This window comes from Lentzea flaviverrucosa (assembly GCF_003350445.1).
Lineage (GTDB): Bacteria > Actinomycetota > Actinomycetes > Mycobacteriales > Pseudonocardiaceae > Lentzea > Lentzea californiensis.
Genome location: NZ_QQAU01000003.1, coordinates 273979 through 300482 on the forward strand (window position 1 = coordinate 273979; position 26504 = coordinate 300482).

A 26504-nucleotide genomic window follows, 5' to 3' on the forward strand; every position below is an offset into this window, starting at 1 on the left:
ACGACCCCGGCGGGGTCCGCGGAAGCGGACCCCGCCGGACTTCGTTCAGCGGCGGCTGTAGGCCGAGGCGTGCATGTTCTCCAGCTCCACCACACCGTTGGTGTACGCGGTGCGCATCAGTTCCTCCATGTCGGTGAGCATCGGCTGACGGGGGTTGGCCGGAGCGCACTGGTCGTCGAACGCGTTGAGTGCCTGCTGCGCCAACGAGTTCATGAACGGCGCCTGAGGCACCCCGGCCTCCGCGAACGAGGCGGGCAACCCCACCGCCGAGCGCAGCCGTTCGACCGCGGCGGCGTAGGAGCTCACTCCCTGCTCCGGCGTGGCGGCGGGCAGCCCGAGGGTGCGGGCGATGTGCTGGAACCGTTCTGGTGCCTGGTAGTTCTCGTACTTGGGCCAGCCGGTGAGCTTCGACGGTGGCTGCCCGTTGTAGCGGATCACATGCGGCAGCAACAACGCGTTGGTCCGGCCGTGCGCCAGGCCGAATGTCGCACCGAGCGTGTGCGACATGGCGTGCACGATGCCCAGGAATGCGCTTCCGAATGCCATGCCGGCGATCGTGGCCGCGTTGTGCATCGCTTCTCGCGCCTTCTCCGTGCCGAGCAGCACGGAGTCCTCGAGGTTCTCGAAGATCAGTTTGATCGCCTGCAGGCACAGCCCGTCGGTGAAGTCGTTGCTGTAGACCGAGACGTAGGCCTCGGTGGCGTGGGTGAGCGCGTCGAACCCGGAGTCCGCGGCGAGTCCCGCCGGGAGCGAACGCACGAGCACCGGGTCGACGATGGCCACGCTCGGGGTCAGCGCGTAGTCCGCCAGCGGGTACTTGCGGCCCGTCTCCCGGTCGGTGACCACCGCGAACGGGGTGACCTCCGACCCGCTGCCCGAAGTCGTCGGCACGCACACGAGCTTGGCGAGCTTCGGTTCAGGGAAGCGGTAGAGGCGCTTGCGGATGTCGGCGAACCGTCCCTTCGCCTCGGCGAAGTCGACCTCGGGGTGCTCGTACCACAGCCACATGAGCTTGCCGGCGTCCAACGAGGAGCCGCCACCGATGGCGACGATCGTGTCCGGCTGGAACTCGCGCATCATCTCCGCACCGCGGTGCACCGTCTGCAGCGACGGTTCGGGCTCGACGAAGTCGATCAGCTGCACCGCCACGGGTCCGGGCCTGCCGGCCAGCACGGACCGCACCTTGTCCGCGTAGCCCAGCTTGGCCACGGTGCGACCGGTCACGATGCTCACCCGGTGCACTCCGGCCATCTCGCCGAGGTAGCGGATCGAGTCCGGTTCGAAGTAGATCTTGGGTGGGACCTTGAACCACTGGATGTTGTTGTTGCGACGGGCGATGCGGCGGATGTTGAGCAGGTTCGCCGCGGTCACGTTGCCGGAGACCGAGTTCCCGCCGTAGCTGCCGCATCCGAGGGTCATCGAGGGGAGGAAGGCGTTGTAGAGGTCACCGATGCCGCCCTGCGCGGCCGGGGAGTTCCACACCACTCGCACCGCCTTGACGCCGTTGCCGAAGTCCTCGGCCAGACGTTCGTCGGCCGTGTGCACGACCGCCGTGTGACCCTTGCCGTGGAACTCCACGACGTCCGAAGCCCGCCTGATGCCTTCACGAGAACCGGCCACGCGCAGCACCGCAACGATCGGGCACGGCTTCTCCCTGGTCAGCGGTTCGTCCGGGCCGATGTCCCCGACCTCGGCGAGCAGGAGCGTAGTGTTCTCGGGCACGCTGAACCCGGCACGATCGGCGATCCAGTGCGCGGAACGGCCGGAGGCGGCCGGGTTGGTGGACACCTTGCCGTCCCTGCGCGCGTCAGGGCCGAACAGGAAGTCCTCCAGAGCGCGCTTCTCCTGGAGGGAGACCACGTGTGCGTGCCGGTCACGCAGCCTGTCCACTGCCTGGTCGTACACCTGGGTGTCGATCAGCAGAGTCTGCTCGGCGGCGCACGTCATGCCGTTGTCGAAGCTCTTCGACAGGACGATGTCGTGCGCGGCGCGAGCCAGGTCGGCGTCGGCGGCGATGAAGGCCGGAACGTTGCCCGCTCCCACACCGATCGCCGGCTTGCCCGCTGAGTGTGCGGCGCGCACGACGTCGTTGCCGCCGGTGGCCAGTACGAGCGAGACGCCGTCGTGGTTCATCAACGCCTGGGTGATCGCACGCCTGGGCGTGTCCACCCATTGCACGCAGTGAGCGGGCGCGCCGGCCGCGACTGCGGCATCACGCACGATGCGGGCGGCCTCGGCACCACAGCCGGGAGCCAGGTGGTGGAAGGCGAAGATGATCGGATTCCTGGTCTTGAGCGCGATCAGGGCCTTGAACACGACGGTCGAGGTCGGGTTGGTGACGGGCGTGATCGCACACACCACACCGACGGGTTCGGCGATCTCGACCAGGCCGGTGAGCTCGTCGCGGCGGATCTCTCCCACGGTGCGAAGGCCGGTCATGCTGTTGGTGACGTGTTCCGCGGCGAAGAGGTTCTTCACCGCCTTGTCCTCGACGACTCCGCGCTCCGTCTCGGCGACCGCCATCACGGCGAGGTCCAGATGACTGGCCGCTGCGGCACGTGCGGCCTTCGCCACGATCTGGTCGATCTGCTCCTGGTCCAGCGCGTGGAACGCCTCCAGAGCCTCCCGCGCGCCGCGGACCAAACCATTCACGAGGGGTTCCACGGCCTCGTCCTGGCCTGAGGCGGAAGACGGCGGACGATGGACGACCGGGCCGAGGGAGGCAGCAAGATCGCCGACAGTGCGGTGTTCGTAGAACACTTCCAGTTCCACAGCACCGAAATGCGTCTGCAACGTGACCGCGGCCTCGACCAGTGCGAGTGACGAGGCACCAAGACCGGCCAGCGCGCTGTCCGCTGTCAACGCCCCCTGTGGCAGTGCGAGTACGTCGGTCAGCACGTCGATCACGATTTCGAGAGCGTCGCGCTGACCGGCACTCGCGGCCTCGTCGAGTTCGCGTGCGCCCGTCGAGTTCTCTGCCAGCGCGACAAGCGTGCTCAGGCGCGGGCCCGCGTCGACCATCGCGGCCACAGGAGCTGCCGGGGAATCGGCCGTCGCAGTGGCCGACTCCGGATCGAAGCGGATCTCGGCGGCACGTTCCGCCGTCAGCAGGTAGTCGGTGCCGCCGGCCGCAGGTACTCCGTCGGCGACGCTGTCGAGAAAGCGCCGAGCAGGCTCGTTCTTGGCCGTGGGAACGTAGGGCAGGCGGATCTTCGTGGACGTGTCCGATCCGAGCGCCGCCAGGACCTGGTGCTCCACGCCCCGCCCGAGCACCCGGCAGCTGAGCAGGAAGGTGTCCACGACCAGCTCGTCGGTGTTCTGCCTGCTGATCACCGCTCCCACCACGCCGTGGTCGCCGAAGCGGTCCGTGGCGCGCACCACGTCGCACCGCATGCCCGGTTCCGCCAGCAAGGCGCGGAATTCGTTCTCCTGCCGCCGTACGGTGCTGAAGTTGAACTGGTTGGTGCGCTGGGTCATCTGCGCGACGCGCCGCAGGTCTGCATCTGTCGCGGGCGTGATGTCCACGACCAGGTTCAGGCCCGCGATGAAGTCGGCGAAGGTCAGTGAGGACCGGCGGAGTTCACCACGGTCCCGGTTGGCGTCGTAGGCGGCCGCGCGGCCGCGGTCCTCCTCCGTGACCACCAGGCGGTCGAATGCCCACACGCGGTCCAGGAACGGCTTGATGGCCTCCTGTTCGGCGGGCACGGTGAGCGCCAGCACGCCTGGGCATCCAGCGCGGACCTGGGCGACTTCGACCGGGTTGTCGTCGAGGAAGACGAAGCTGTCGAGACCGAGGTTCAGCTCCGCCGCCAGCCGCGACAGGCCGGCGGGTTTGGGATCCCACCCGATCGCCTGCGCGGCAACGTGGTCGGACCGCAACGGGAACTCGGCGCGAGCGCGGAAGACCTCGGCCACCGTCTCCGGATCGTTCTTGCTGGCGAGCGCGAGCAGCACGCCCTGCTCGCGCAGGGCGACGGCCCACTCCTGCAGGCGGCGGTGACCGTCGGTCAGCCGGATCCCTTCTGGACCGTCCTCCCCGGCCACACCTGCCCACAGCGTGTTGTCGCAATCGAGGACGAGCACCTTGAACGGTCGTGCGAGCAGGGCGTGCACCGAGCGGGCGATCCCCGTGGCCAGGGCGTCGTAGCCCGCCGGGGTGTAGGCGAGGTGCGCCATGCGGTAGCGGGCCTCGTCGTGCACGTCACCGGGATCGGTGCCACCGTGCCAGTCCTCGGCACCGAGCAGGTGCACCCCCGAGGTGTCGTGCAGGTCGTCGAAAAGCGTTCGCTGGCGCGGATCCGCGCCGACGACCGACGGGCTGGGACAGATGCGGAGCAGCAGCGGGACGCGTGTCCGAGCGGTGAACGACCGCACAGCCGCAGCGAGTTCGCGCAGGTTGCGCTCGGTCTCCTCCACCGGCCAGTCGTCGAAGCGCACCAGCACCACCGCACATCCCGACCGCACGGACCCGAGGGTGCTCGCGGGGTCGAGCAACTCTTGGAAGACCTGGCCGAACGGCGCGAGCACCGGGCGCAGGCCGAAACCGAGGCTGCGGCACCACGCGGCGACCGGCTCCGCCAGCGGGTCGGTGGTGAAGGTCGCGGCGATGGCGAGCACGCCGACGTCCGCCGCTTCGGGGTTCGCCGCCGGCGGCTCGGCAACGGGCGCGAAGGACTCCAGCACCTCGACCTGGCCTGCGGTCACCTGACCGAGTCCGGTCACCGAGGCCGCGGCGACTCCCTCGACGGCGAGCCCGTCGACGACTCCGCGCACCGTCGGTGAGAACCCCGTGTCCAGCCTCGGAGGCCGCAGGACGAGCCCGCCGAGGACGGGGTTCTCGGTGAGCGTCGCGCGCAGCAGTTCCTCGCAGCGGCGCTTCGCGTCGACGTAGTGCTGCCAGGTCGGCGCGGCGCCGGAGACCACGTCACTGGACACGAGCACGACCTGACCACCGGACACCGACAGCGGCTCGGTCAGGGCGGACAGCGGTGCGGAGACCGCGTTGACGGCCGAGGTGACGTACTCGGCGGCGCGGTCGGCGGTGTCCGGCCCCGGCAACAGCGGCTGGAAGCTCGGGAACGCGTTGAGCACCAGGAGGTCCAGCCTGCCCTCGCGAGCAAGCACGTGCTCGCGCAGCCGCGCGCACTCCGCGGGATCGGCCGCGTCGGAACGCACCGCGTGCACGCGCTCAGCAGCCGTTCCGAGACCGGCCAACAGGTCCGGCGGGAAGCCCGGCTCCCGGCGGTGGGTGACGTACACGTGTGCACCGCGCAGAGCCAGGGCGGCAGCGAACGCGGCTCCGAAGCCGCGACTACCACCCGTGAGCACGGCGACCTTGCCCGTCAGGACGACGTCCGGGCCGCCGACGAGGGCGGCGGCCAGGGCGTGCGCGTCCGGTTCGGACGGGACAGCCCTTGCGACGACGGCCAATTCGACGCGCCCCAGGCCAGGAAGGGCACCGCCGAACCGCACCATGTCGCGGCGCTCGTCCACGGCTGCGACCCGGATCGAGCCGTCACCGGCCGCGGCCGGGTCGAACTCGACGGTCAAGGAGGAGATGAGCGACTGCCGGCCGGGAACCTCCATGCCCGCCAGGTAACTCGCCCAGCCGAGCAGTCGTGCGACTTCTTCCCGCACCCCGCTGCGGATGTGGCCGAGCAGACCGGCGAAGTCACCGGGCCCGCTGCGGTAGGAAACCGGGATGCGTTGTCCCGCCTGGAGTTCCGCCGGTGCGCGGTCAGCCACCTCTTCGCCGCGATCTCCGGATCCCACCCGCACTTCGCCCACCTCGGCGCTGTTCGTGTCACCGAGCCCCGCGTCGACGGTCGCGACCGGCTGCCCGCTGTCGGAGATCTCGAGCCGGATGTTCCCGTTCTCCGCGGACCCCACGTCCAGTGAGTACGACTGCCCCGGGTACACCGGGGCGTGGAAGCGCGCTCGGACACGCCTCACCGACATGGCGTCCTCAGTGGACAGATGAGCTAGTGCGTGGAGGACGGTGAGCGCGCCCTGTGCCACTTCGGCGCCGAATCCGCTCCTGGCCGCGTAGTCCGGGTCCAGGTGCAACGGGTTGAGATCGCCGCACGATTCGGCGAACCAGGAGAGGTCGTCGGGAATGATGTGCACGGTGGACACGGAGGACTCCGTTTCGACGCGACTGTGATGGGGAAGAACAAGATTCGAGGCCACGCTAATGACGTCGAAGCTCAAACCCGAAGCCTGCGTTCCAGCCCTTGGGTCGACTGACAGTTTCTGAAGAAGGCCGCCGGGCAGCGTCGGATCAACGGCCCGTGAATTCAGATGGTGGCGCCACTCGCGGCATGCCAGAACACCCGAAGACAAGACTGAAGGCAGGGAAAAGCCTGCGAACTACTCGTCAGCACCGGTCAGGCAGTGGCACGGCGCTCACAGTGTCAGTCCTGTTCGCTCGTCGCGCGCGTGCTGCAGTTTGCCGGCCATCTCGGTCCAGGTCGCGTCCGCGATGAAGGTCTGGTCGTGTGCGGTCGACTGGTTGCGCCCGACGATCGTTCCGACGCCGAGGTAGTTGACCACCTTGCCTTTGTGCACGCCCAGGAAACCGGAGTCGCCCGCGAATGCGGAGACAACCTCGTTGAACGCTTCGGCGACTGTGGCGTGCTGAACTGGTGCTGTCTCCTTCAGGCTTCGCACGTAGCCACGTACGTCGAGTTCGCGGACGAGGTTGAAGAACCCACGGTGTTTCCGCGGCAGCTGGGTGCCGCGCAACTCCTGGGCGAACACGCCGAGGGCCGAGTCGTATCGCGCGCGGCCGATCAGCGCGTCGAAGAAGTGCACCAGTGGTGTCGCCGAGCCACTCGGTCCGGTGGGGTACCCAGGCGGTGGGACCGTCCAGGTGACCAGGGTCTTGGCCCAGTCGACCGGATCGCAGAAGGTCGCGCTGTTGCTGTGCGGGCTGACGCGGCGGAAGGATTTCATCGCGTCGCGGGCGCACTGGGCTGCGACCAGCAGGATCTGGGACACCTCGACATGAGCATCCGGGCCGCCCTCGCTCATCACCTGCTCCAGGCGGCACACCTCCCGCACCACCGGTGCTACCGCAGCGTTGATCTCGAAGAACGCCGAGGTGAAAACCTGCTCGGCCCGGTTGTCGTAAACCGGGATCGAGGGACGCAGGTTCTCGATCGTCGCATCCTCGATCCGGTACTCCCCGCCGGGCCCCATGCGGCCGGGGTCGCTGAAGGTGACGTTGTTGAAGACCCAGTCCTCAAGGGTCAGCCCGGTGTCGTCTCGCCCGAGTCGCCGGCACACCTGTTCCCACGGCTGCTTGATCACCGAGGGCAGCTGGTCCGGGATGTCGCGATTGCGGGACATGTACATCCGCGCGACGCCAAACCGCCAGTAGGAGTGAGCCAAGAGGCCCAGTACGGTTGCCGCCCGCTTGACCTGGTGGTCAGGAAGGTCATCTGGCCCCACGGCCAGCGGTGGCAGATCGGCGATGATCGCTTGAGCGTTCGGGGAGAAGGCCAGCTCGGGCAGGCGCGCGGCCGCTTGTTCCCAGGCCGCGTGCGGACCGGTCAACGGTGAGTTCGCCACCGTCCGAGGCATGAACCCGTGGTCGACGGTGAGATCACCGTCCAGGTGCAGGGCCGAATCTGCAGAACTGTTCGCGACGTATCGGACGAGTGAATTCGGGTCAGGCATCATTGCGCATCGCCTCGGTCGTGTTGTGGATCCAGTGCTCGATCAACGAAATGGCCTGCTCGACATGGTGTGCCGTCTCGGCACGAGACGTTCGAAGAGCGCGCGCGGCCGCTGTGCTGCAGGCGAGCACGTCGTCCAGCAGGGTGACGCAATGTTGCTGGATCCAACGTGCGTGCGAGGCAGCGGTGATCGCATCGGCCTTCGCCAGCGAAACCTCGACGAGGGCCTGAGCGTCTGTTGAGAGGTTGTCCAGCTGCTGCAGGAGCACCGGATCAGCGGTCCGATCGAGTAGGGCGGAAAACCGAAGCAGAAGTGCGCGGACGTGGTCATCCAGCATGTGACAACAGGACTGGCCGAGATAGATCAGATCATGAACGGGGTTCCGCTCGGTGTCGAACTGCACCGCGAAGGAGTTGCGCACCAGTCGGACGTAGTCGAGCAGCTCAGCGAGGGAAATCCACGCTTCGGGCAACGGGACATCGTCGATCTCAGCGACGACGAGTTGTCGTAGCTTCTTCCGGACACCAGGACGTGCATGCGCTGAAACGTGGTGGAAATCCGCAGACGCGTCTCGACCTAGGTTCGCGAGTAGTACCGCGAGTCCTCCGGGATGCCAACGCAGAAATTCGCTCAGGTCGACGACCTGGTTGTCCACCACGATGAGCGGACACGACTTATCCGATTTTTCGAGGACATCCTCCATTGACATGGCGATTCGCTCCACGCTGATGCTCCAAGCACGGTGAGTTCGGGAGGACGCTGACTGGTTTCAGGATTGATCCGGTTGCTCTGCTTCAGGTTCGCCCGGCGACGTCCGACTGCTTCGCCGCCAGGACGAAGAGCTGGTCGAGGTAGGAGTTTCCGGTGGGTTTCTTCAGTGGCCACCAGACGAAGTCGTCATGCGTGTTGTCGATCTGTGGCCGTGCGTCGTGTTCGGCGAGGGCGACGAAGGTGACGTTGACGGTATGAGTGGTGGAGTCACCGTGCGCTGAAGCCTCGAAGACGGTGGAGAAGGTTCCCAGCAGACCACACAACGTCAAGCTCAGTCCGGACTCCTGCTCAGCCGTGCGCAACGCGGCCTCGGTGAGTTGCTCGCCCTTGCGCATGCGGCCACCCTGCAACCACAGGGAACCTGCCTGAGGTTCCTGGCTGCGCCGGGTGAGCAGCACCTCGCCGTCACGGATGATGAGCGTGTCGACGCAGACGATGGGCATGCGTTCCAGAATGTCGCGATACAGCTGCTCCGGCACCCAGGCATGTTCCGCCGCAACGCGGCCGTCACGCCAGTCGAGCGCGGGCGACGTGGGCAATTTGTCCGACTGCACTGGGGTGAGCGGTCCAGCCATCGTCTTCGCCTTCCGATGATGATCGCGGTTCGTGCGGACACTGCTTTCTTGTCCGGCGCACAGGGGAGGTTCACGGTCTCCGCCGACGACGATGACGAAGTCGGCTGCCCTGAGCACATTCCCGGCGGAGGTTATGGACCGGGTGTTCACCGGACTACCTCTCGTCCCATGCGCTGGGACCGACTTCGCTCCGTCCGACCTGGACGGAATTCCATCCCGAGCGCTGGAACGGGTTCTGGGTCGTCGATGCCGGCTGTCACATACTCGCCGCATCCGATCGGCACCGAGGCACCGTCGCGAACAGCTCTCCCGATCATCGAGAACTTCTGACAGCGCCAACGGTCAGGCCGCCGGGATCCATCCAGGTGACTGCCGGCCGAGAAGTCTCGTCGGCAGCTGCACCGAGGAACGCGACAGCCCAATCCCACGAATGGAGATCCCTCATGACCGAGCAGGAATTCTGGCGCGGCAAGCGAGTGCTGGTCACCGGCGGCTGCTCGTTCATCGGGTCACACCTGGTGGAGCACCTGGTCGGTGCCGGAGCCAAGGTGCGCGTCGCCGACGACCTCAGTTCGGGACGCCTGGAGAACCTCAGTGAAGTTCCGGAGTCCAGCTGGGAGTTCGTGGAGGGCGACCTCTGCGATCCGCGGCTCGCAGCCGAGGTGATGCGAGGCGTCGACGTGGTCTTCCACCTCGCCGCGATCCACGGGGGACGGGGGTTCATCGAGCTGTACCAGGCCGCCTGCTCGCGCAACTTCGTCCTGGACGGCGTGGTCTCCCAGGCGGCGGTCGACGAGGGAGTGGAGAACTTCGTCTTCGCTTCCTCGGGCTGCGTCTACCCGGTCGACCTGCAGGCGGACGTGAACGAGGAGGTCCGGCTCACGGAACCTCAGGTGGGACCGCCCTTCCAGGCGGACGGGATCTACGGCTGGGCCAAGCTCATGACGGAACAGCGGCTCGCCGCGCTGCACGCTGAACACGGGTTCCCGTCGGTGTCGTGCCGCCTGTTCACGGTCTACGGCGAGCGTTGCCCGGAGAGTCACGCCCTGACCGCCATGGTGGGCCGGGCGTTCATCCAGCAGAAGCCCTTCGAGGTCTGGGGCGACGGGACCCAGATCCGCAACTGGACGTACGTCACGGACATCGTGCGCGGCCTGGTCCTCGCCGCGGAACGTGTCCACGACGGCAGCGCGATCAACCTCGGTACCGAGGAGCCGATCCAGGTCAAGGAAGCGGCCAGGATGATCCTCGAGTTCACCGGCCAGGCCGACACGGAGATCAAACCGCTGCCGGACAAGCCGACCGGCCCCTACAACCGGGTCGCTTCCGCGGCCATGGCGTACGAGCGGCTCGGCTGGACACCCGAGGTGTCGTTCCACACCGGCCTGAAGAGGCTCGCCGAGTGGTACTTCGAGTCGCGTCTGGCGGAGCGCATGACGACGGACGAGTTCGCCGAGCGACTGACCACGAGGTAGAGATGACCGACGCACGGCGGTTGACGCCAGGCCCGGAAATCACGACCGGAGGACACCGGGGTACGGCGTGGTCCAACTGGAGCGGTGCCGTCCGCGGGGTCGCGGACCGCCTCCTCACTCCGGGCACCACGGAACAGTTGCGCGAGGTCGTGCTCGACGACGGCGCACGCGCACGCGGCATCAGTGTGGTGGGGTCAGGGCACTCCTACGCGAATCTCGTCGCGCCGGCCGGTCGGACGCTGGTCGACCTGCGCAACCACCGGGGCGTCGTCGCCGTCGACCCGACGGCCATGACGGTCACGGTGAAGGCGGGTACGACGATGCGCGAACTGAACTGGGAACTCGCCGCTGCGGGGTTCGCGTTGCCGAACCAGAGCGCGATCGACGAACAGACGGTCGCCGGTGTCGTGGCCACAGCCACCCACGGAAGCAGTCCCAAGCAGGGCACGCTCTCCAGTCACGTCGTGTCGGCGCGGATCCTGACCGCGGACGGTCAGGTGCGCGCGATCACGCAGGACGACCCGGAGCTCGACGGCGTCCGCGTGCACCTGGGGTGTCTCGGAGTGGTGCTGGACCTCACCTTCGCGATCGTGCCCGGCCACCGGCTGCGCAAAGTCGTCGTCCGCAGGCCGCTGCCCGATGTCCTGGCCAGTCTCGACGACTTCCGGGAAGTCCACTTCGGTGGCTTCTGGTGGTACCCGCACACCTCCCAGGCGATCGTGTGGTCGGCCGCGCCGACGGACGAGCCGCACACCTCGTCGCCGGGACCGCCCGGCGCGCTGCTTTCGAAGCTGTGCAACAACTCGTGGCCGCCTCGGGTGGCGGGTGCCGCGCACTACGCGGCCGCCTTGGCTGCCAGTACGGGCGGTGTACAGGTCACGCGATGCGACGATGCCCTCCTGCACCACCTCCCGCCGCCCGTGCAGGGCACCGAGTACAGCGTCCCGTTCGGACAGGCAGCCGACGCGATCCGTGCTCTGGTCCGGGAGGTGCGCCGAGGCGGGTTGCGCATCTCCGCGCCGGTGGACGTTCGCTTCACCGCCGCGGACAGCGCCTGGCTCAGCCCGAGCAGGCGGGGCATCACCTGCCACATCGGAGTGACGCACCCGGTGCCTGCCCGAGGTTCCCGGATGTGGATCGCACCGCTTCGCGCGGTGGACTCGGTGCTGTGGAACTTCGAAGGCCGTCCGCACTGGGCCAAAGTTCACTTCAGGACAGGCCAGGAGCTGGCCGCGCGGTACCCGGAGTGGAGCCGGTTCCAGGAATTGCGCAGAGCCTGGGATCCCGACGGCGTCTTCCTCGGAAGTCATCTCCGCAATCTCTTCGAGCTCTGAAACCCGAGAGGCGGCAGCTCATGGCGATCAAGTTCGGTTACCACACCTGGTCCTACTCCAGCTTCGGCAGCTGGGTTCCCGCGTACACCTTGGACGAGACCATCAAGCGGCTGGCGCGGATCGGCTACGACGGCATCGAACTCGGCGCCGCCGCACCCCACGCCTATCCGCCGTACCTGAGCCGTGCCAGGCGACGCGAGGTACGCGGCCTGCTCGACGACCACGGCATCGAGGTCTCGGGCATCGGCCCCGCGCCCGGCGGTGGGCCGGGCTACAACCCGAGTTCTCCCGTGGCCGAGGAACGCGAGGCGACCGTGGAGCACTACCGCGCGATCAGCGAACTGTGCGCCGACTGGGGCGCCGGATCGATGGTCTACCTGCCCGGCTGGGTCGTGTTCGGCACCCGGCGGCGGCAAGCGTGGGCGTGGTCGCGCGAATGCCTGGCCCGGGTCGCCGACGACGCGGCGCAGCACGGCGTCACCGTGGTGATCGAGCCGCTCGCGGAGAACTCGAACCTGTGCGAGAGCGGCGAGGACGCCATGGAGCTGATGGAGGACATCGGACGGTCGAACGTGAAGGTGATGTTCGACTGCAACCACGTCCGCTACCGGCGGGAGTCGCTCACCGACCACGTCCACCTGATGGGAGCGGACCTGCACCAGATCCACATCTCCGACACGACGGCCACGCGGACGAGGTTGCCGGCGGGCCTGGGGGACGAGGACTGGGAAGGCCTGGTCGACGCCCTGCTCGACACGGGCTTCGACGGCTATCTCACGGCCGAGACGGGATTTCACCGCCGCGGTATCGACCCCGACCACGACGCACGGGCCGGGCTCAGCTTCCTCAAGCCGCTGGTCGAACGAAAGTGTGCCGAACGCGCCGCCGCGACGAACCTCAACCCCTGAACCACGGCCCGGCCGCCCAGCAACCCGATCGGAAGGTACCGGCACGATGGAGACAGTCGCCCTGCACACCAGGCTCAAGCCGGGCAAGGAAGACGCCTACGAGGCCGCGCACGCCCAGATTCCCGACGATCTCGATGCGGCGCTGCGTGCGGCGGGGGTGCGTTCTTGGCGGATCTGGCGCAGCGGTCTCGACCTGTTCCACGTCGTCGAGGTGGACGACTACGCGGCCATGATGGAGAAGATGCACGGGCACCCGGCCGACATCCCGTGGCAGAAGAAGATGGACGAGTTCCTCGACGCTCCACTCGACTACGACTCGGGCCGCTCGGACGCGAAGTTCGTGTGGGAGCTGCCGTGATCAACGGCCTCGGCCTCGGCGGATCCGCACTGGGAAACCTCTACCGTCCTGTGTCCGAAGTGGATGCTCGTGCCACCGTCGACGCCGCCTGGCAAGCCGGCGTCCGGTACTTCGACACCGCTCCGCACTACGGCCTCGGCCTGTCGGAACGACGGCTCGGGGCAGCGCTCGCGGATCGACCTCGTTCGGAGTTCGTCATCTCGACCAAGGTCGGCAGGCTGCTGCAGCCCTGCGACAGCGGCGGCGACGACCTGGCCAACGGCTTCGCGGTGCCCGCGACCCAGCGCCGGGTGTGGGACTTCAGCGCGGACGGGGTGCGCCGGTCGCTGGAGGCCTCGCTGGCCCGGCTCGCCCTGGACCGGATCGACCTCGTCTACGTCCACGATCCGGACGACCACGGCGAGCAGGTCCTCCGCGAGGCGTTGCCCGCCTTGTCGGAGCTGAAGGCCCAGGGCGTGATCCGCTGGATCGGCGTGGGTGTGAACCGGTGGGAGGTGGCGGAGCGGTTAGTGCCGGGGCATCCCCTGGACCACGTCATGCTGGCCGGCCGGTACACGTTGCTGGAACACGCCACGACCGCGGACTTCCTCTCGCGGTGTTCGGAACGTGGTGTTTCCGTTGTGGCAGCAGGTGTCTTCAACTCCGGACTGCTGGCCCGCAGTGAGGTCCCGGCTGACGCCACGCACGACTACACGGCGGCGCCTGCCGCGCTGGTCGAGCGCGCCCGCAGGATCGCCGAGATCTGCCGGCGGCACGGCGTCCCGCTCCCGCGAGCGGCACTGCACTTCCCGTTCGGGCATCCGGCGGTGCGGGCGATCGCGGTCGGTGCCCGGTCGGCGGCGGAGCTCACCGAGAACGTCGCGATGGCCACCGGCGAAGTGCCCGCCGGCCTCTGGTCCGACCTGCGCGCCGAAGACCTGCTCTCCTCGAACGTTCCCGTCCCTCTGTGACGGTGCGGCGAGAATGCTTCTCGATCCTTATTTCTTGGGGTGTGATGATGATTGATCTGCCGGGAAACTCCACGCGGAACGCTGTACCCGCAAGGCCTGCGAGCTGGCGGCTGCCGCAGGAGCCGACGACGGCGGGCGCGGCGTACCAGGCGGTGCAGGACGAACTGCGCCCGGACGTCCGGCCACAACTGAACCTGGCGACGTTCATCACCACCGGGATGGAACCAGAAGCGGAACGGCTGATGGCCGACTTCCTCTACAACAACACCGTCGACGGGGTGCAGCCGTTGCACACGGCCGACCTGGAGCAGCGATGCGTCGCAGCGCTCGCCGATCTGTGGCACGCGCCCGATCCTGACAGTGCGGTCGGCACGTCGACCGGCGGTTCCAGCGAGGCCTGCATGCTCGCCGGGCTGGCGATGCTCATGCTGTGGCGCTCACGCACCAGTGACTCACGCGGGCGGCCCAACCTGGTCATGAGCGCCGCCGTGCACGTCTGCTGGGCCAAGTTCTGCGCCTATTGGGACGTTGATGCGAGGCAGATCCCGGTGCGGGACGGCGGCTCCGGCATCGACCCGCACGCCGCAGCCGAGGCGTGCGACACCGACACCATCGGCGTGGTGACCGTGCTGGGCACCACCTACGACGGCTTCTACGAACCGGTGCAGCAGGTGTGCGCCGCACTGGACCGGCGGTGCGCCCGCGACGGCGTCGACGTGCAGGTGCACGTCGACGCGGCCTCTGGCGGGATGGTGGCGCCGTTCCTCGATCCCGCGCTGGTCTGGGACTTCCGGCTTCCCAGGGTGAGCTCGATCAACACGTCCGGACACAAGTACGGCCTGGTCGCTCCGGGTCTGGGGTGGGTCCTGTGGCGTGACCAGCGTGTGGTGCCCGCCGAGCTCGGGTTCTCGACCGACTACACCGGTGGCCGCCTCTCCACCCAGACCCTCACCTTCACCCGGCCCGTCGCACCGGTCGTCGCGCAGTACTACCAGTTCCTCCGGCTGGGGGCGGAGGGCTACCGGGCCGTCGTGCAACGCTGTCGCGACCTCGCCCGGTCACTGGCGGCCCACCTGGGCCAGTTCCACGAGATGCGGTTGATCTCCTCCGCCGACCACCTGCCCGTGGTCGCGTTCACGACCCACGACCACGCCGTTTTCAGCGTCACCGACCTGGCCGACCGCCTCCGCAACCGAGGCTGGCTGGTGCCCACCTACACACTCCCTCCCGACCAAGCCGACGTCACCGTCGCGAGGATCGTCTGTCGCAACGACCTCTCCGACGTCCTCGCCCGTCGGCTCGCGGACGACCTGGCCGACGCGATCACCGCACTCCGAGCCGGCTGCGGTGGATCACGCTCTCAGCGACATCGCGACGTGGTGCCGTGGGGTGCGGAGATCGCTCCAGCGCTCAACGGGGAAGGGGTGGGGACCTCGGAGCGCAAGGGACCTGCCGACTTGGTCGAACTCGTCGCGATCGACGGTGCTTCCGCGAGCCTCAGGGCGTGACCGCGGCGTTGGAGGAACCCCCGCGGAAACGTTGCGAGCACGATGAACAATGCCATCTCCAATCGAGACGCCATGTCTTGCGACCAAATAAAATTATCGTCTGGACGCATTTCTCCGGAACGAGGACTCTGTCTGTCCGTATCCAGGCGCTCCGTCCCGCCTTCCGTCACGGAAAAGTCGAGGAGAATCGATGGTTCGCACTTCCACCCTCACAACGGCCACGGTCGCGGCTCTGGTGGCCGGTCTCGTCGTGAGCGCGCCGGCCGCCCAGGCCGAGCCGGCCCGGCTGGCCGACACCCTGGGCGCACGGCTCGGAGCGGCGAGTGCCGGATCCTATGTGGACGAAAGAGGGCAACTCGTCGTCACGGTGACCGACGCGGCCGCGGCGAAGACCGCGTCCGCGGCCGGAGCGCGCGCGAAGGTCGTCAAGCACAGCGCCGCGACACTGGGCACCAGCTCCGGCGTGCTGGACCGCTCGGCGCGGATTCCCGGCACCTCCTGGGGAATCGACCCGGCCACCAACCAGGTCGTGGTGTCCGCCGACGCCACCGTCACCGGCCCCGCGCTCACCCGGCTGAAGTCCGTGGTCGACGGCCTCGGTGACACCGCGAGACTGGAGCACGTCGGAGGCTCGTTCCGGCCGGCGATCGCGGGTGGCGACGCGATCCTCGGCGGCGGCGTGCGGTGTTCGCTCGGCTTCAACGTGAAGACGCCGGGCACCAGCACCGCCTACCTGCTGACCGCCGGTCACTGCGGCAACGTCACGTCGACCTGGAGCACCTCCGGCGGCCAGGTCGTCGCGTCCAGGGTGGGAACCAGCTTCCCCGGCAACGACTACGCCCTGTTCCGCTACACCAGCGACATCAGCCGGCCCGGCGAGGTCAACCTCTACAACGGCACCCGCCGCGACATCGCCCGCGCCGGCAACCCCGTGGTCGGCCAGACCGTCGGCCGCAGCGGCAGCACCACCGGGTTCCACCGCGGCAAGGTCACCGGCCTGAACGTCACCGTGAACTACGCCGACGGCACGACCGTGACCGGCATGATCGGCACGACGGTCTGCGTCCAGGGCGGCGACAGCGGCGGCCCCCTGTTCGCCGACAACACCGCGCTCGGCCTGACCTCCGGCGGAAGCGGTGACTGCACAAGCGGCGGCCGGTCGTTCTACCAGCCCGTCACCGAAGCCCTCAGGGCCTACGGAGTCGCCGTCTACTGACCACGTCGTGGCCGGGCCGGGACATCGGCCTGGTCCGGCCACAAGGAATTTCCCGGCGCCGAGCAGCATCCCGCGACACCGAACGGTCGCCGGCTGCTGCTCGGCCAGGCGGGATCTGCCTGGCGTACGCGAACTCCCTGGACGACATGCGTCGAAATCCGATCATCACGCTGAACTGGCCCGGCGAGTACTCCGTGTAGCACGTGTCGTCGCCACACGCGATGTGGAGCGACAACGACAACACGACGAGGCTGTTCTGACACGCCAGCAGCCTCGTCGTGCTGTCAATGCCTCCGTCACCCGCCGGGAGCGATCATGACCACCTGGTGGTCCTCCGGCTGCCCGGAGAGGACGTCCATCATCGCGGCGACCGGGCCACCGTCCAGTGGGACGACGTGGGTGATGATCCGCTCGAGCGGGACCTCGCCGCCTCCGAGGAGGTCCAAGGCCGCCTCGAACGCGCCCCGGTTCTGGGCGAAGCTGCCCACGATCCGGATCTCCTTGGTGATGAGAGCGACCGAGTCCAGTTCCGCGGGCCGCTCGTTCACTCCGAGCGCGACGATCGTTCCCCGTGCCCGCAGACGTCGGGCCGACTCGGTGAGCGCGGTCACCGAGCCCACGCACTCGAACACGACGTCCGCGTCCGTGATCCGTTCGTCGACGTCCACCGCGGTGATCCCGGTCGACGACAGTCGCGCTCGCCGCACGGCGTTCGGTTCCACCACTCGCACGTCCTCGACTCCCCGCAATCGCAGCACGTGTGCCAGCAGGAAGCCGATCGTGCCGCCTCCGAGGATCGTGACGGTGTCCGCTGCCGACACTCCGGAGCGGTCGGCCGCGTGGACCGCGCACGACAGCGGTTCCGTCAGCGCGGCGTGTTCCAGTGGAACGCCGGCCGGCACCGCGTAGACGGTGTGCTCGGGGACGACGACGCTGTCCGCGTAGCCACCGGGGCGGGTGCCCAGACCGAGGGAGCTCAGCCACCAGGGCTGTACAGCGCACAGGTGGTTGTCGCCGGCACGGCAGTCGTCGCAGTCCCCGCAGCCCGCCTTCGGCCACACCACCACGGCCTGTCCCGCGCTCAGCCGCTCTCCGCCCGGGGCAGCGACGTGTCCGGAGATCTCGTGTCCGAGAACGGCGCCGGCCGGGACGAGGTGCGGCATGGCCCGCAGGTGCAGGTCGGAACCGCAGATGGCGCAGAACGCCACGTCGACGCGTACCCAGCCGGGTGCCGGCTCGCACTCCTGGACCTCCGCGAGACGCAGCCCGCGCTCCTCGGTGATGACCAGCGCCCTCATTCGCCCTCCACAGCTTTCTCGTCGGCAAGGAAAGCCCGGATCCGCGCGACCAGGACGTCTGGTTGCTCCTCGGCCGGGAAGTGCCCGCAGGAAGCGATCTGGGCACCCTCGAGCCGGGTGGCGTAGTCCCGCCACAGGTCGAGGACGGGCAGCGTCCCCACCAGTCCTTCGGCGCCCCAGGCCACGTGCACGGGCATGGTCAGACGGTGGCCCGCGACCGCGTCGGCCTCATCGGCTTCCAGATCCTCGTGGCGAGCGGCGCGGTAGTCGTCGAAGCTCGCACGAAGCGCCCCGGGCTGTGCGTAAGCCTCCGCGTAGTGCCGCAGGTCTGCTTCGTCGAACACCTCGTGCCGGAACGCTCCGGCGGCCAGCATGAACCGGACGTACTCCCGGGCCTTTCCTTCGGTGAGGAACTCGGGGAGGTCGGGAACGAGGTGGAAGAGCCAGTGCCAGTACGCGGAGCCGACGCGTGCGTCCATGTGCCGCCACATCTCCCGCGTCGGTACGACGCTCAGCAGCATCAGACGGCTGATCTCGTCCGGCCGGTCGAGCCCCCACCTGTGGGCGACGCGTGCGCCCCGGTCGTGCCCGACCACAACAGCCTGCGCGTATCCCAGCTCGTGCATGATTCCGCTGATGTCGGCCGCCATGGTCCGCTTGTCGTACCCGCCACGGGGTCGGCTGGACGCCCCGTAGCCGCGCAGATCCGGCGCGACCACCAGGTGGTCCTGCGCGAGAGCGGGCAGAACGTGACGCCAGGCGTAACCGGTCTGTGGCCATCCGTGGAGGAGCAGGACCAGCGGACCCTCTCCCGCGCGCCGCAGGCGGAAACGCAGGCCTCCCACCGCACGCGTCTCTTCTCGTACGCGCGTCACCACAGCGGTCACCTGCCCCGTGCCGAGACGGGAATGCCCACGGCTTGCGCTGCGGACGTGAATTCCGCCAGGTAACCGTCGTCGACCATGGGGGCGGTGACGAGTTCCGGCAGGGGCGCGAGCAGCTCGGCCAGGAGGTCGATCTTCTCCCGGTCGGCCGGCACGGGCCGATGCGGCTCCTGCAGCCGGTGTGCGGCGAAGTCGGCCACCAGGTCGTCGATGATCTGCTGCGGCACCTGCTGCTCGGCTTCGTGCTCCTTCAGGACGAGGTCGAGCATGCGGGCGTGAACGAGCGTGACGGCTTCGGCATGGGTGAACGATCCGTCCCGACGGCCGCGCCACGCCTCGGTCAGCTCCTTCTCGACCCGTTCGGGCAGCGTCTCAGGCGGGCGTGAGGCGAACCGGTCGAACCTCATGGCATCGCGCGCCACCTGATAGGCCATCACGGAGTTGTCACCCGCGAAGGTCACGTTGACCTCGAAGTCGGTCCGCAGGGTGACGATCTGGTTGTGGCAGTGGAACCCCTGGGAGCCGCACATCTCGCGGCACGCGGCCAGCACGTCGAGGACCAGCCAGGAACCGCACTTCCCGGTAGCGGTGAGAAGGTGCATGTTCTTGCGACCGGGGTCGGTGTGCCAGTCGCGTTCGACACCCCTGACGACGGCGCGTTCCAGCAGTCGCAGCGCGAGGCAGCGCAGTTGGACCTGGTACAGGCGGTCGAGGAACAGCGGCTCGTCCAGGAGCACCCTGCGGGCAGGCGTGCCGCGGGTTTCCCGGTGAGCGGCGAACCGCCAGGTGAGGTGGGCCGCGAGTTCGGAGGCCCGTGTCCCGGTGCTGAGCGGGAAGATGCGTTCCTGGACGAAGGTCTCGATCGATTTCACGAAGCGGGCGCCGGCATCGGGGAGCGTGCTGGAAAAGCGCCCGTCCGCATCGATGCGCGAATACCGTCCCATCAGCGCCTCACGGGGGAGCCGGACCCCCGTGAAGCGGGCACCGCCGACCTGGTTGGCTTGGATACCACCCTTCGGGTCGCAGGACAGGATGGTGATGCCGGGAAGGGGAGGACCGTTCTCCTCGTCCCGCAACGGGACGCGGAACCAGTGGTGGCCGAGGTCCTCACCCCCGATGACGAGGCGGGCCAGGACCATGCCGACGGTCGCAGCGTGTTTGATGTTTCCGATCCAGAACTTGCACGCGGCGTCCGTGGGCGTGTCGAGCGTGAAACTCCGCTCCTCACGATTCCAGGAGACCGTCGTGCGGATCTCCCGCAGGTTGGTGCCACCGCCGATCTCCGTGCAGCAGAAGGCATAGACCTGGTGCATCTGCGTGATCTCTTCGTGGTACCGGGCAACCTGCTCAGGAGAGCCGTGGTTGAACAGCGCACTCCCCGCGATGAGGTGATCGGTGATGGTCGAGGCGAGCGAGAAGTCGAAAGCGCCCGCCAGGCCCATCACCTCGCACATGGAGCGGAACGCGTGCTCCCGGGACTGGCCCATCCACATGTCATTGTCGATGAGCCCTTCTCGGAAGATCGCTTTCATCCGGTCGATGGTCAGGTCCATGTAGTCGCGCAGGGGCAGATCGTCCTGCAGCCGCGGATCGAACAAATCTTGCCGCAGGAGTTCACGCATCGTCCGCCGGTGGGCAGAGATGTCCTGTTCCGCATCTGTGGCAGTCGACCGCTCCGCCCGCGTGGCACGTGCATGTGCGGAGAGATGTTGCCCAAGAATTCCTGCAGTCGAGGTCATGTGTTCGAATCCTCTGGTTCGTGGCTGATCGATGTGCTTGGAAGCCGTCTCGAGTCGTGGCGCGGTATCGCGATCTCGCTGACAGCCGGATCTCCCGGTTGCGCTTTCATCGTCGATTCGGTCCAGGCGCGGCTGCCAGGTGACCGACTTCGTTGTCTGTGGCATCGACGGCCACCGCACCGTTGAAGTACAGCGACCTCGAACACCGGGAATCGCCGACGACCATCAAGCCGAGCCTGGGTGAGCCCCGTCCACAGGGCAGCGAGGCTCGTATTTCTCGATCAGGTGACCGGCGTGACCGAACTCGTGAAATGTGCGCGGGCTCCACGTGGTTCTAAGCAACTGCCACGCGTGGTCGTCACCTGCGGCGACAACTGAACGCAGTGGTCAGCCAGGTCGTCGAACGCTGTCGCCAGCTGGATCGTGAGACCGATGCAACTCTTCGACATCGTGTCCTGTTCGGCTAGTGGATCGGATATCTGGAGAGCACGGACGGCGGAGAAGAGTTCACGGTGTTGTTCCAATGTTGAGGAGCCTCGCGCAAATGGAACAGCTGCAGCTACGCGACCATATCGTCGCGTTTTATTCGCTGTACAGCGTCTGTCCCGCAAGTTGGGACGATCGGCGTTGAAAGAAGTACGCGCGTAAAGAAAGCTCAAGCTGCTGACCGAGGTCTGGCTCTGGGAGAGTGCCGGCGAGGTGGGTGTGGCCCTTGCAAGTTGCTGTCTGTTCGGCGGTGCTGCTTCGCAGTGAGTCAGCCAACGATGCGGAGTTTCTCGTGCTGCGGCACGAGAACGTCGTGCTTCGCCGGCAGTCGACCGGGCCAGTCCATCACGAGCCCGCAGACCGGTTCTGGTTCGCCGCGCTGTCGAGACTGGTGCATCGCTCGCGCTGGCAGGAGGTCTTTCCAGTTGCTCCTGGCACGGTGCTCGACCTGCACCGCAGCTTCATCGCCTCGAAGTAGGACTGCACAGCACATCGGCGAACCGGGCGTCCCTCCACCCAGGCGGTGATCAGGGCCTTCGTACTCCGGCTTGCCAGAGAAATCCGCGGTGGGACATCGGCGGATTCATGGAGAGCTGGTTCGGCTTGGTCATCGCCTGGGTGCCTCGACGGTCTGGGAGATCTTGCGCCGCGCGGGCATCGATCCGGCGCCGCGGCGAGGCGGCCCGACCTGGCGGGAGTTTCTGACCGCGCAGGCCGAGGGCATCATCGCGGCGGACTTCTGCCACATCGACACCGTGCTCGGCACTCGTCTGTGGCCGGTGGAAGGCTCGCGGGCACGGGCGCGCACTCCTACGCCGTCAGCGGGTAGCCGTCACTCCTGGACGATGGACGCGCCCTGCAGCCGGGCCGCGTCCTGGCCGGGGGGCGCGCCGAACATCCGCCGGTACTCGCGGCTGAACTGCGACGGGTTGTCGTACCCGACGGAGTGCCCGACCGCGGCGACGTCGTGCGGTGCGGAGACGAGCGCGGCGCGGGCACGTTGCAGCCGGATCTGCTTCTGGTACTGCAGCGGGCTCATCGCCGTCACCGTGCGGAAGTGCCGGTTGAGGGTGGAGACGCTGGTGCCGATGTCAGCGGCCAGGTCGTCGATGCGGATCACCCGGTCGTAGCGGTCCTTGATCCACTTGATGGCGCTCGCCACGAGTGCCAGCCGACTGTCGGCCGTGCCCGCCTGGCGCATCAACGCGGCCTGCGCGCTGTTCAGCAGCCTCCAGTGGATCTCGCGGCGCACGGAGGGGCCGAGCACCCGCAGGTCACGGGGCTCATCGAGGAGTCGCACCAGCCGGACGAGGGCGTCGAGCAGCTTGTCGTCGGCGACGCTCAGTGCCATGCCGGGCCCTTCGTGCTGCTTGACCGGGCTCGGCGCGCCTTCCACGAGCAGCTGCGCGATGGTCGCGGGTTCCAGCTTGAGTCCGAGGGCGAGGAACAGCTTCGAGGGGCTCGCCTCGGTGATGTGGCCGGTCAGCGGCAGGTCGACGGTCACGACCGAGATCGTGCCGGGGCCGTGCTCGAAGACGTGGTCGCCGAGCATGGTTCGTTTCGCGCCCTGCGCGACGAGGGTGAGGACCGGTTCGGTGACCGTGCCCATCGGCTCGGTCACCCGGTCGCCGGCGAACAGCAGTACGCCCGCGTTCCACAGTGGACGGCCGTAGGGTCCGGCATGCCGGACGACCAGGCGGCGCAGCTCGTCCAGGTGCGTCATGTTCGGCAGTCTTGCAGGGGTGTGCGGCGATCTGCGCGAAGTTGAGCGGATCGTGCAACGGTTCGGGTCCATCGGCCTAGGTGATCGCGTCGACGAGGCCTTGAATCGGGGTATGTCGCTTGATTCGTACATCACCCTGGGCCGCTCAGGCCTGCGCGTCAGCCCGTTCACGCTCGGCACCATGACCTTCGGCGAGGACCACGGCTGGGGGAGCAGCGAGGAGGAGTCGGCGAAGATCCTCGCGTCCTACCTGGACCGGGGCGGCAACTCGATCGACACCGCGAACCTCTACACCAACGGCCACTCCGAGAAGCTCATCGGTGACTTCTTCTCTGGACGCCCGTCCGCGCGCGACCGGGTCGTGGTCGCCACGAAGTTCTTCGGCAACCTGCACGCGGGCGACCCGAACGGCGGAGGACCGGGTCGCAAGGCGGTGGTGCACCAGCTCGAGGACTCGTTGCGCCGCCTCCGGACGGACTACGTCGACCTCTACTGGCTGCACAACTTCGACCCAGCCACCCCGGTCGAGGAGACCTTGCGCGCCCTGGACGACCAGGTGCGCCTGGGCAAGGTCCGCTACATCGGCTTCTCCGACGTGCCGGCCTGGGCGACGGCACGCGCCGCCACCCTGGCGCAGTGGCACGGCTGGTCGCCGATCATCGCCCTGCAGCTGGAACACTCGCTGCTCGAACGCACCGCGGAAGGCGAGCTCATCCCGATGGCGCAGGCCATGGGCATGGGGGTGATGCCGTGGTCGCCGTTGCGCGGTGGCTTCCTCTCGGGCAAGTACACCTCCGGTGGCGTCCCGGTCTCCGGTCGAGGCCGCGTGCCCTCGGAGGCCGACTTCGTGGTGATCGACGCCGTGAACGCGGTCGCGGCCGACCTCGGCGTTGCGGCGTCCCAGGTCGCGCTGGCCTGGCTGCGTGGACGGCCGGGGGTGAGCTCGGTCGTGATCGGTGCCCGCAGGTTCGACCAGTTCGAGACGAACCTCGACGCGCTCGGCGTGACGCTCACCGACGAGCACCGGGCCGCACTCGACGAGGTGTCGGCGCCCGCGTTGAACTTCCCGGCGGAGAACAACCGGCTGCTGGCCCCGAACCTGCAGTTCGCGGGCGCCACCGTGGACGGACGGCCGTCGATGGTGCTGCCGATGTTCGCTTCGGGAACGAGGTACTGACCATGAGCGTGGCGAGTGCGGTGCTCGGGCGGGTGTGGGGTCTTCCGCCGCGGCGTAACCGGGTGCGGGTGGACCGGGCGGTCGAGGTGCCGATGCGGGACGGGGTGCGGCTGCTCGCCGACCACTACGCGCCCGTGACCGCGGAGCGCGCACCCACGATCCTGGTTCGCTGCCCGTACGGCCGAGGCGCGCCGTACAGCCTGCTGCAGGCGCGCTTCTACGCCGAACGCGGTTACCACGTGCTGTTCCAGAGCTGTCGCGGCACGTTCGGGTCCGGCGGCGTGTTCACCCCGGCGGTGCACGAGGTGCAGGACGCGCGGGACACCGTGGCGTGGCTGCGCGAGCAGGACTGGTTCGACGGCAGGCTCGCGGCACTCGGCGGCAGCTACCTCGGGTTCACCGCCTGGGCGCTCGCCGCGGACCCGCCGCCGGAGCTGACCGCGATGGTGGTCATGATCGGCGTGCACGACCTCGGCGCCGCCATGTACCGGCAGGGGCCGTTGGAGCTTTACAACGGCCGCTCCTGGGCGGACCTCGTCGTTGGCCAGGAGTCCACCGGGCCGGTCAGGGGCCTGGTCAGAGTGCTGCGGGCGGAACGCAGGCTGGCGGGCGAGATGGCCAGGCTGCCCTTGAGCGGGACCGGCGTGCCGTGGTACGACGACTGGGCCCGGCGGCCCGACCTCACCGACCCGTACTGGGAACCGTTCCGCGTCACCGAGGCACTGCGGCGGTCCACGGTGCCGACACTGCTCATCGGCGGGTGGCACGACTTCTTCCTCAACCAGACGATCGAGCAGTACGAAGCCTTGCGCGCGCGGGACGTCGACGTCGCGATGACCATCGGACCGTGGACGCACCTGACCGTGGACAACCGGATCTCTTTGGGAGAAGGCATCTCTTGGTTCGACGAGCACACCGCTGGGCGGTCGTCGTCGGGCCGTGGCGCGCCGGTGCGCGTGTTCGTCGGTGGTGCCTGGCAGGACCATCAGGCGTGGCCGCCGCAAGACACCCGGTCGAGGTCCTGGTACCTGCACACAGGACAGCGGCTCGCCGACACTCCGTCCACTGAGGACTCGGCAGGAACGGCGTTCCGCTACGACCCGCGCAACCCGACTCCGTCCGTCGGTGGCCGGCTGATGGCGCTCAGCGGTGGTGCCAAGGACAACCGCGCGCTGGAGGCACGTCCGGACGTGCTGTTCTTCACGTCCGAACCGCTCGCCGCACCCGTCGAAGTGCACGGTTCGCCCGTCGTGGAGCTGCACGTGACCTCCGACAACGTCAACGCGAACCTCTTCGCAAGGCTCTGCGACGTGGATCCGTCCGGCTGTTCCACGAATGTCACGGACCAGATCGTGCGCTGCGCTGGTCAGGACACCGTCCGCGTCACGCTGGATCCCACTGCCCACCGGTTCGAAGTCGGTCACCAGGTGCGGCTGCAGGTCTCCGGCGGCGCCTTCCCCCGGTTCGCCCGCAGCCTCGGCACCGGTGAGGACGCCGGCACCGGCACGGCGCTGCGGGAGGCCGCCCACGTGGTGCACCACGACGCCGGACGGCCTTCGCGCATCTCGCTCCCCGTTCGCAACTAGGCGTCGTCGCCGTTGACCACCAGCACCGGCTGCCGGACGTCGGCGAGACCCGACGTCGAACTCTGTTCCCAGTTGGCCAGCGCGGTCACCTGAGCCCCGATGGCCTCGTTCGTGGCGGCGGTGTCGCGGTCGAGCGTCCGCTCATCCAGTCCCGCGAGGAACGTGTCGGCGGCCCGCTGGCTCTCTCCTCGGCAGGGAGGCCGCCTACGATCATCGACAGCGGCGTCGGCGTGACCTCCGGCAGGTACTTCGCGGCTCATAGCAGTAGTAGTTGTCGAGGCTGCGCATCGTGACCTCGTTGGGCGACCCCGGATCGAGCTCGGCGCGCGTGGTGAACCACTGCTGGGAGTCCCGCATCGGCAGTCCGACCAGTTGCCTGGGTCGGCTCCCACGACCGGGATGGTCGCGGCTGCATCACCACGTGCCCAGGCCCCGGCGGTCGGCCGTGAACACGTCCGGGCCGACGATCTGGTTGTCGACCCGGGCCAGGTTCGCGTAAAACGCGCGGCCGCTGACGAACGGTGCCTGCGCGAGCACGGTCTTCACCCGCCGGTCCATCGCCGCGACGACGTAGGCGTGTGCGCCCGAGAAACTGGTTCCCACACACCGATGCGGCCGGGGTCCACTTCGGACCGGTTCTGGGCGTGGGTGATGGCGTGCCGGCAGTCTCCGACCTAAACCCACGGGTCGATCTCGTGCCGCGGCTGTCCCGGCGCCGGCTCGGAATCGTCCAAGCCGCGGATGTCGTACACCAGCACGGCCGGTCCGGCCGTGGCGAACACCTCCGCGAACCGGTCGAGGCACATCCGCCTCGTAGAGCTCCAGCCCTGAGCCAT

At 68.3% G+C, this 26504-nt stretch carries 21 protein-coding genes; 10 read left to right on the forward strand and 11 right to left on the reverse strand.

The window, feature by feature from the left end; translation table 11 throughout:
* Window positions 1–45 precede the first annotated feature (45 nt).
* The 4 genes from adhE to DFR72_RS11155 form a co-directional block, all read right to left on the reverse strand.
* Complete coding sequence (gene adhE / locus DFR72_RS11140) at window positions 46–6135, reverse strand: bifunctional acetaldehyde-CoA/alcohol dehydrogenase (RefSeq protein ID WP_143086577.1); 6090 nt, start codon at window positions 6133–6135, stop codon at window positions 46–48.
* A 270-nt stretch (window positions 6136–6405) separates the two neighbouring features.
* On the reverse strand, window positions 6406–7683 hold the full coding sequence (locus tag DFR72_RS11145) for a PrnB family protein (protein ID WP_090062831.1): 1278 nt from the start codon (window positions 7681–7683) through the stop codon (window positions 6406–6408).
* Entirely contained in the window at window positions 7673–8404 is a 732-nt protein-coding gene (locus tag DFR72_RS11150) for a cytochrome b5-like heme/steroid binding domain-containing protein (protein WP_090062829.1), read from the reverse strand. The genes DFR72_RS11145 and DFR72_RS11150 overlap by 11 nt, the downstream gene beginning before the upstream one ends.
* 70 nt (window positions 8405–8474) lie before the next feature.
* The gene (locus DFR72_RS11155) at window positions 8475–9176 is read right to left on the reverse strand and encodes an NUDIX domain-containing protein (protein ID WP_170176218.1); all 702 of its coding nucleotides are present in this window, start codon (window positions 9174–9176) and stop codon (window positions 8475–8477) included.
* A 293-nt stretch (window positions 9177–9469) separates the two neighbouring features.
* Here DFR72_RS11155 and DFR72_RS11160 point away from each other — a divergent pair, with 293 nt between their 5' ends.
* From DFR72_RS11160 to DFR72_RS11190, 7 genes are all read left to right on the forward strand, one after another.
* Window positions 9470–10501: an NAD-dependent epimerase/dehydratase family protein gene (locus DFR72_RS11160; protein ID WP_090062826.1), complete on the forward strand. Its 1032-nt coding sequence runs from the start codon at window positions 9470–9472 to the stop codon at window positions 10499–10501.
* A gap of 2 nt (window positions 10502–10503) precedes the next feature.
* Window positions 10504–11835, forward strand: coding sequence for a D-arabinono-1,4-lactone oxidase (locus DFR72_RS11165; RefSeq protein WP_090062824.1), 1332 nt, complete (start codon window positions 10504–10506; stop codon window positions 11833–11835).
* A 20-nt stretch (window positions 11836–11855) separates the two neighbouring features.
* Window positions 11856–12743, forward strand: coding sequence for a sugar phosphate isomerase/epimerase family protein (locus DFR72_RS11170; RefSeq protein WP_090062822.1), 888 nt, complete (start codon window positions 11856–11858; stop codon window positions 12741–12743).
* Between the two features lie 46 nt (window positions 12744–12789).
* A complete protein-coding gene (locus tag DFR72_RS11175) occupies window positions 12790–13101 on the forward strand; it encodes an L-rhamnose mutarotase (RefSeq protein WP_090062820.1) in 312 nt (103 codons plus the stop codon).
* Complete coding sequence (locus tag DFR72_RS11180) at window positions 13098–14051, forward strand: aldo/keto reductase (protein WP_211335384.1); 954 nt, start codon at window positions 13098–13100, stop codon at window positions 14049–14051. The genes DFR72_RS11175 and DFR72_RS11180 overlap by 4 nt, the downstream gene beginning before the upstream one ends.
* A gap of 47 nt (window positions 14052–14098) precedes the next feature.
* Entirely contained in the window at window positions 14099–15559 is a 1461-nt protein-coding gene (gad, locus tag DFR72_RS11185) for a glutamate decarboxylase (RefSeq protein ID WP_090063578.1), read from the forward strand.
* A 190-nt stretch (window positions 15560–15749) separates the two neighbouring features.
* A complete protein-coding gene (locus tag DFR72_RS11190; protein WP_090062816.1) occupies window positions 15750–16775 on the forward strand; it encodes a S1 family peptidase in 1026 nt (341 codons plus the stop codon).
* Window positions 16776–17071: 296 nt separating this feature from the next.
* Here DFR72_RS11190 and DFR72_RS11195 read toward each other — a convergent pair whose 3' ends face one another.
* Genes DFR72_RS11195 through DFR72_RS11205 form a run of 3 tightly spaced genes read right to left on the reverse strand, consistent with a single transcriptional unit; the run spans window position 17072 to window position 20876 of the window.
* Window positions 17072–18073 carry a zinc-dependent alcohol dehydrogenase gene (locus DFR72_RS11195; protein ID WP_090062814.1) on the reverse strand — a complete coding sequence of 334 codons (1002 nt, stop codon included), beginning with the start codon at window positions 18071–18073 and terminating at the stop codon, window positions 17072–17074.
* Window positions 18070–18948 (reverse strand): alpha/beta fold hydrolase, encoded by an 879-nt coding sequence (locus tag DFR72_RS11200; RefSeq protein WP_090063577.1) that lies wholly within the window; start codon window positions 18946–18948, stop codon window positions 18070–18072. The genes DFR72_RS11195 and DFR72_RS11200 overlap by 4 nt, the downstream gene beginning before the upstream one ends.
* 8 nt (window positions 18949–18956) lie before the next feature.
* Window positions 18957–20876: an acyl-CoA dehydrogenase family protein gene (locus DFR72_RS11205; protein ID WP_211335385.1), complete on the reverse strand. Its 1920-nt coding sequence runs from the start codon at window positions 20874–20876 to the stop codon at window positions 18957–18959.
* A 532-nt stretch (window positions 20877–21408) separates the two neighbouring features.
* Between DFR72_RS11205 and DFR72_RS11210 the strand changes: the two genes are divergently transcribed.
* On the forward strand, window positions 21409–21660 hold the full coding sequence (locus DFR72_RS11210; RefSeq protein ID WP_211335386.1) for a hypothetical protein: 252 nt from the start codon (window positions 21409–21411) through the stop codon (window positions 21658–21660).
* Between the two features lie 354 nt (window positions 21661–22014).
* Here the strand turns inward: DFR72_RS11210 and DFR72_RS11220 are convergent, their stop codons facing one another.
* Window positions 22015–22905: an AraC family transcriptional regulator gene (locus DFR72_RS11220; protein WP_090062810.1), complete on the reverse strand. Its 891-nt coding sequence runs from the start codon at window positions 22903–22905 to the stop codon at window positions 22015–22017.
* A 112-nt stretch (window positions 22906–23017) separates the two neighbouring features.
* On the opposite strand from DFR72_RS11220, the gene DFR72_RS11225 reads away from it, so the two are divergent.
* Together DFR72_RS11225 and DFR72_RS11230 are read left to right on the forward strand one after the other, a co-directional pair.
* On the forward strand, window positions 23018–24082 hold the full coding sequence (locus DFR72_RS11225; protein WP_090062808.1) for an aldo/keto reductase: 1065 nt from the start codon (window positions 23018–23020) through the stop codon (window positions 24080–24082).
* Window positions 24083–24084: 2 nt separating this feature from the next.
* On the forward strand, window positions 24085–25668 hold the full coding sequence (locus DFR72_RS11230) for a CocE/NonD family hydrolase (RefSeq protein WP_090062806.1): 1584 nt from the start codon (window positions 24085–24087) through the stop codon (window positions 25666–25668).
* Here the strand turns inward: DFR72_RS11230 and DFR72_RS11235 are convergent.
* From DFR72_RS11235 to DFR72_RS45450, 3 genes are all read right to left on the reverse strand, one after another.
* Window positions 25665–25928: a hypothetical protein gene (locus DFR72_RS11235; RefSeq protein WP_114773654.1), complete on the reverse strand. Its 264-nt coding sequence runs from the start codon at window positions 25926–25928 to the stop codon at window positions 25665–25667. The genes DFR72_RS11230 and DFR72_RS11235 overlap by 4 nt on opposite strands.
* A 154-nt stretch (window positions 25929–26082) precedes the next feature.
* Window positions 26083–26271, reverse strand: coding sequence for an alpha/beta hydrolase family protein (locus DFR72_RS11240; protein ID WP_090062804.1), 189 nt, complete (start codon window positions 26269–26271; stop codon window positions 26083–26085).
* Window positions 26272–26342: 71 nt separating this feature from the next.
* A complete protein-coding gene (locus DFR72_RS45450) occupies window positions 26343–26504 on the reverse strand; it encodes a hypothetical protein (protein WP_170176219.1) in 162 nt (53 codons plus the stop codon).

Coding starts and splice junctions, on each gene's coding strand:
- DFR72_RS11145 (WP_090062831.1), bottom strand. CDS start 7,683: ATGATGCCTGACCCGAATTCACTCGTCCGATACGTCGCGAACAGTTCT.
- DFR72_RS11160 (WP_090062826.1), top strand. CDS start 9,470: ATGACCGAGCAGGAATTCTGGCGCGGCAAGCGAGTGCTGGTCACCGGC.
- DFR72_RS11165 (WP_090062824.1), top strand. CDS start 10,504: ATGACCGACGCACGGCGGTTGACGCCAGGCCCGGAAATCACGACCGGA.
- DFR72_RS11170 (WP_090062822.1), top strand. CDS start 11,856: ATGGCGATCAAGTTCGGTTACCACACCTGGTCCTACTCCAGCTTCGGC.
- DFR72_RS11175 (WP_090062820.1), top strand. CDS start 12,790: ATGGAGACAGTCGCCCTGCACACCAGGCTCAAGCCGGGCAAGGAAGAC.
- gad (WP_090063578.1), top strand. CDS start 14,099: ATGATTGATCTGCCGGGAAACTCCACGCGGAACGCTGTACCCGCAAGG.
- DFR72_RS11190 (WP_090062816.1), top strand. CDS start 15,750: ATGGTTCGCACTTCCACCCTCACAACGGCCACGGTCGCGGCTCTGGTG.
- DFR72_RS11195 (WP_090062814.1), bottom strand. CDS start 18,073: ATGAGGGCGCTGGTCATCACCGAGGAGCGCGGGCTGCGTCTCGCGGAG.
- DFR72_RS11220 (WP_090062810.1), bottom strand. CDS start 22,905: ATGACGCACCTGGACGAGCTGCGCCGCCTGGTCGTCCGGCATGCCGGA.
- DFR72_RS11225 (WP_090062808.1), top strand. CDS start 23,018: ATGTCGCTTGATTCGTACATCACCCTGGGCCGCTCAGGCCTGCGCGTC.
- DFR72_RS11230 (WP_090062806.1), top strand. CDS start 24,085: ATGAGCGTGGCGAGTGCGGTGCTCGGGCGGGTGTGGGGTCTTCCGCCG.
- DFR72_RS11235 (WP_114773654.1), bottom strand. CDS start 25,928: ATGAGCCGCGAAGTACCTGCCGGAGGTCACGCCGACGCCGCTGTCGAT.
- DFR72_RS45450 (WP_170176219.1), bottom strand. CDS start 26,504: ATGGCTCAGGGCTGGAGCTCTACGAGGCGGATGTGCCTCGACCGGTTC.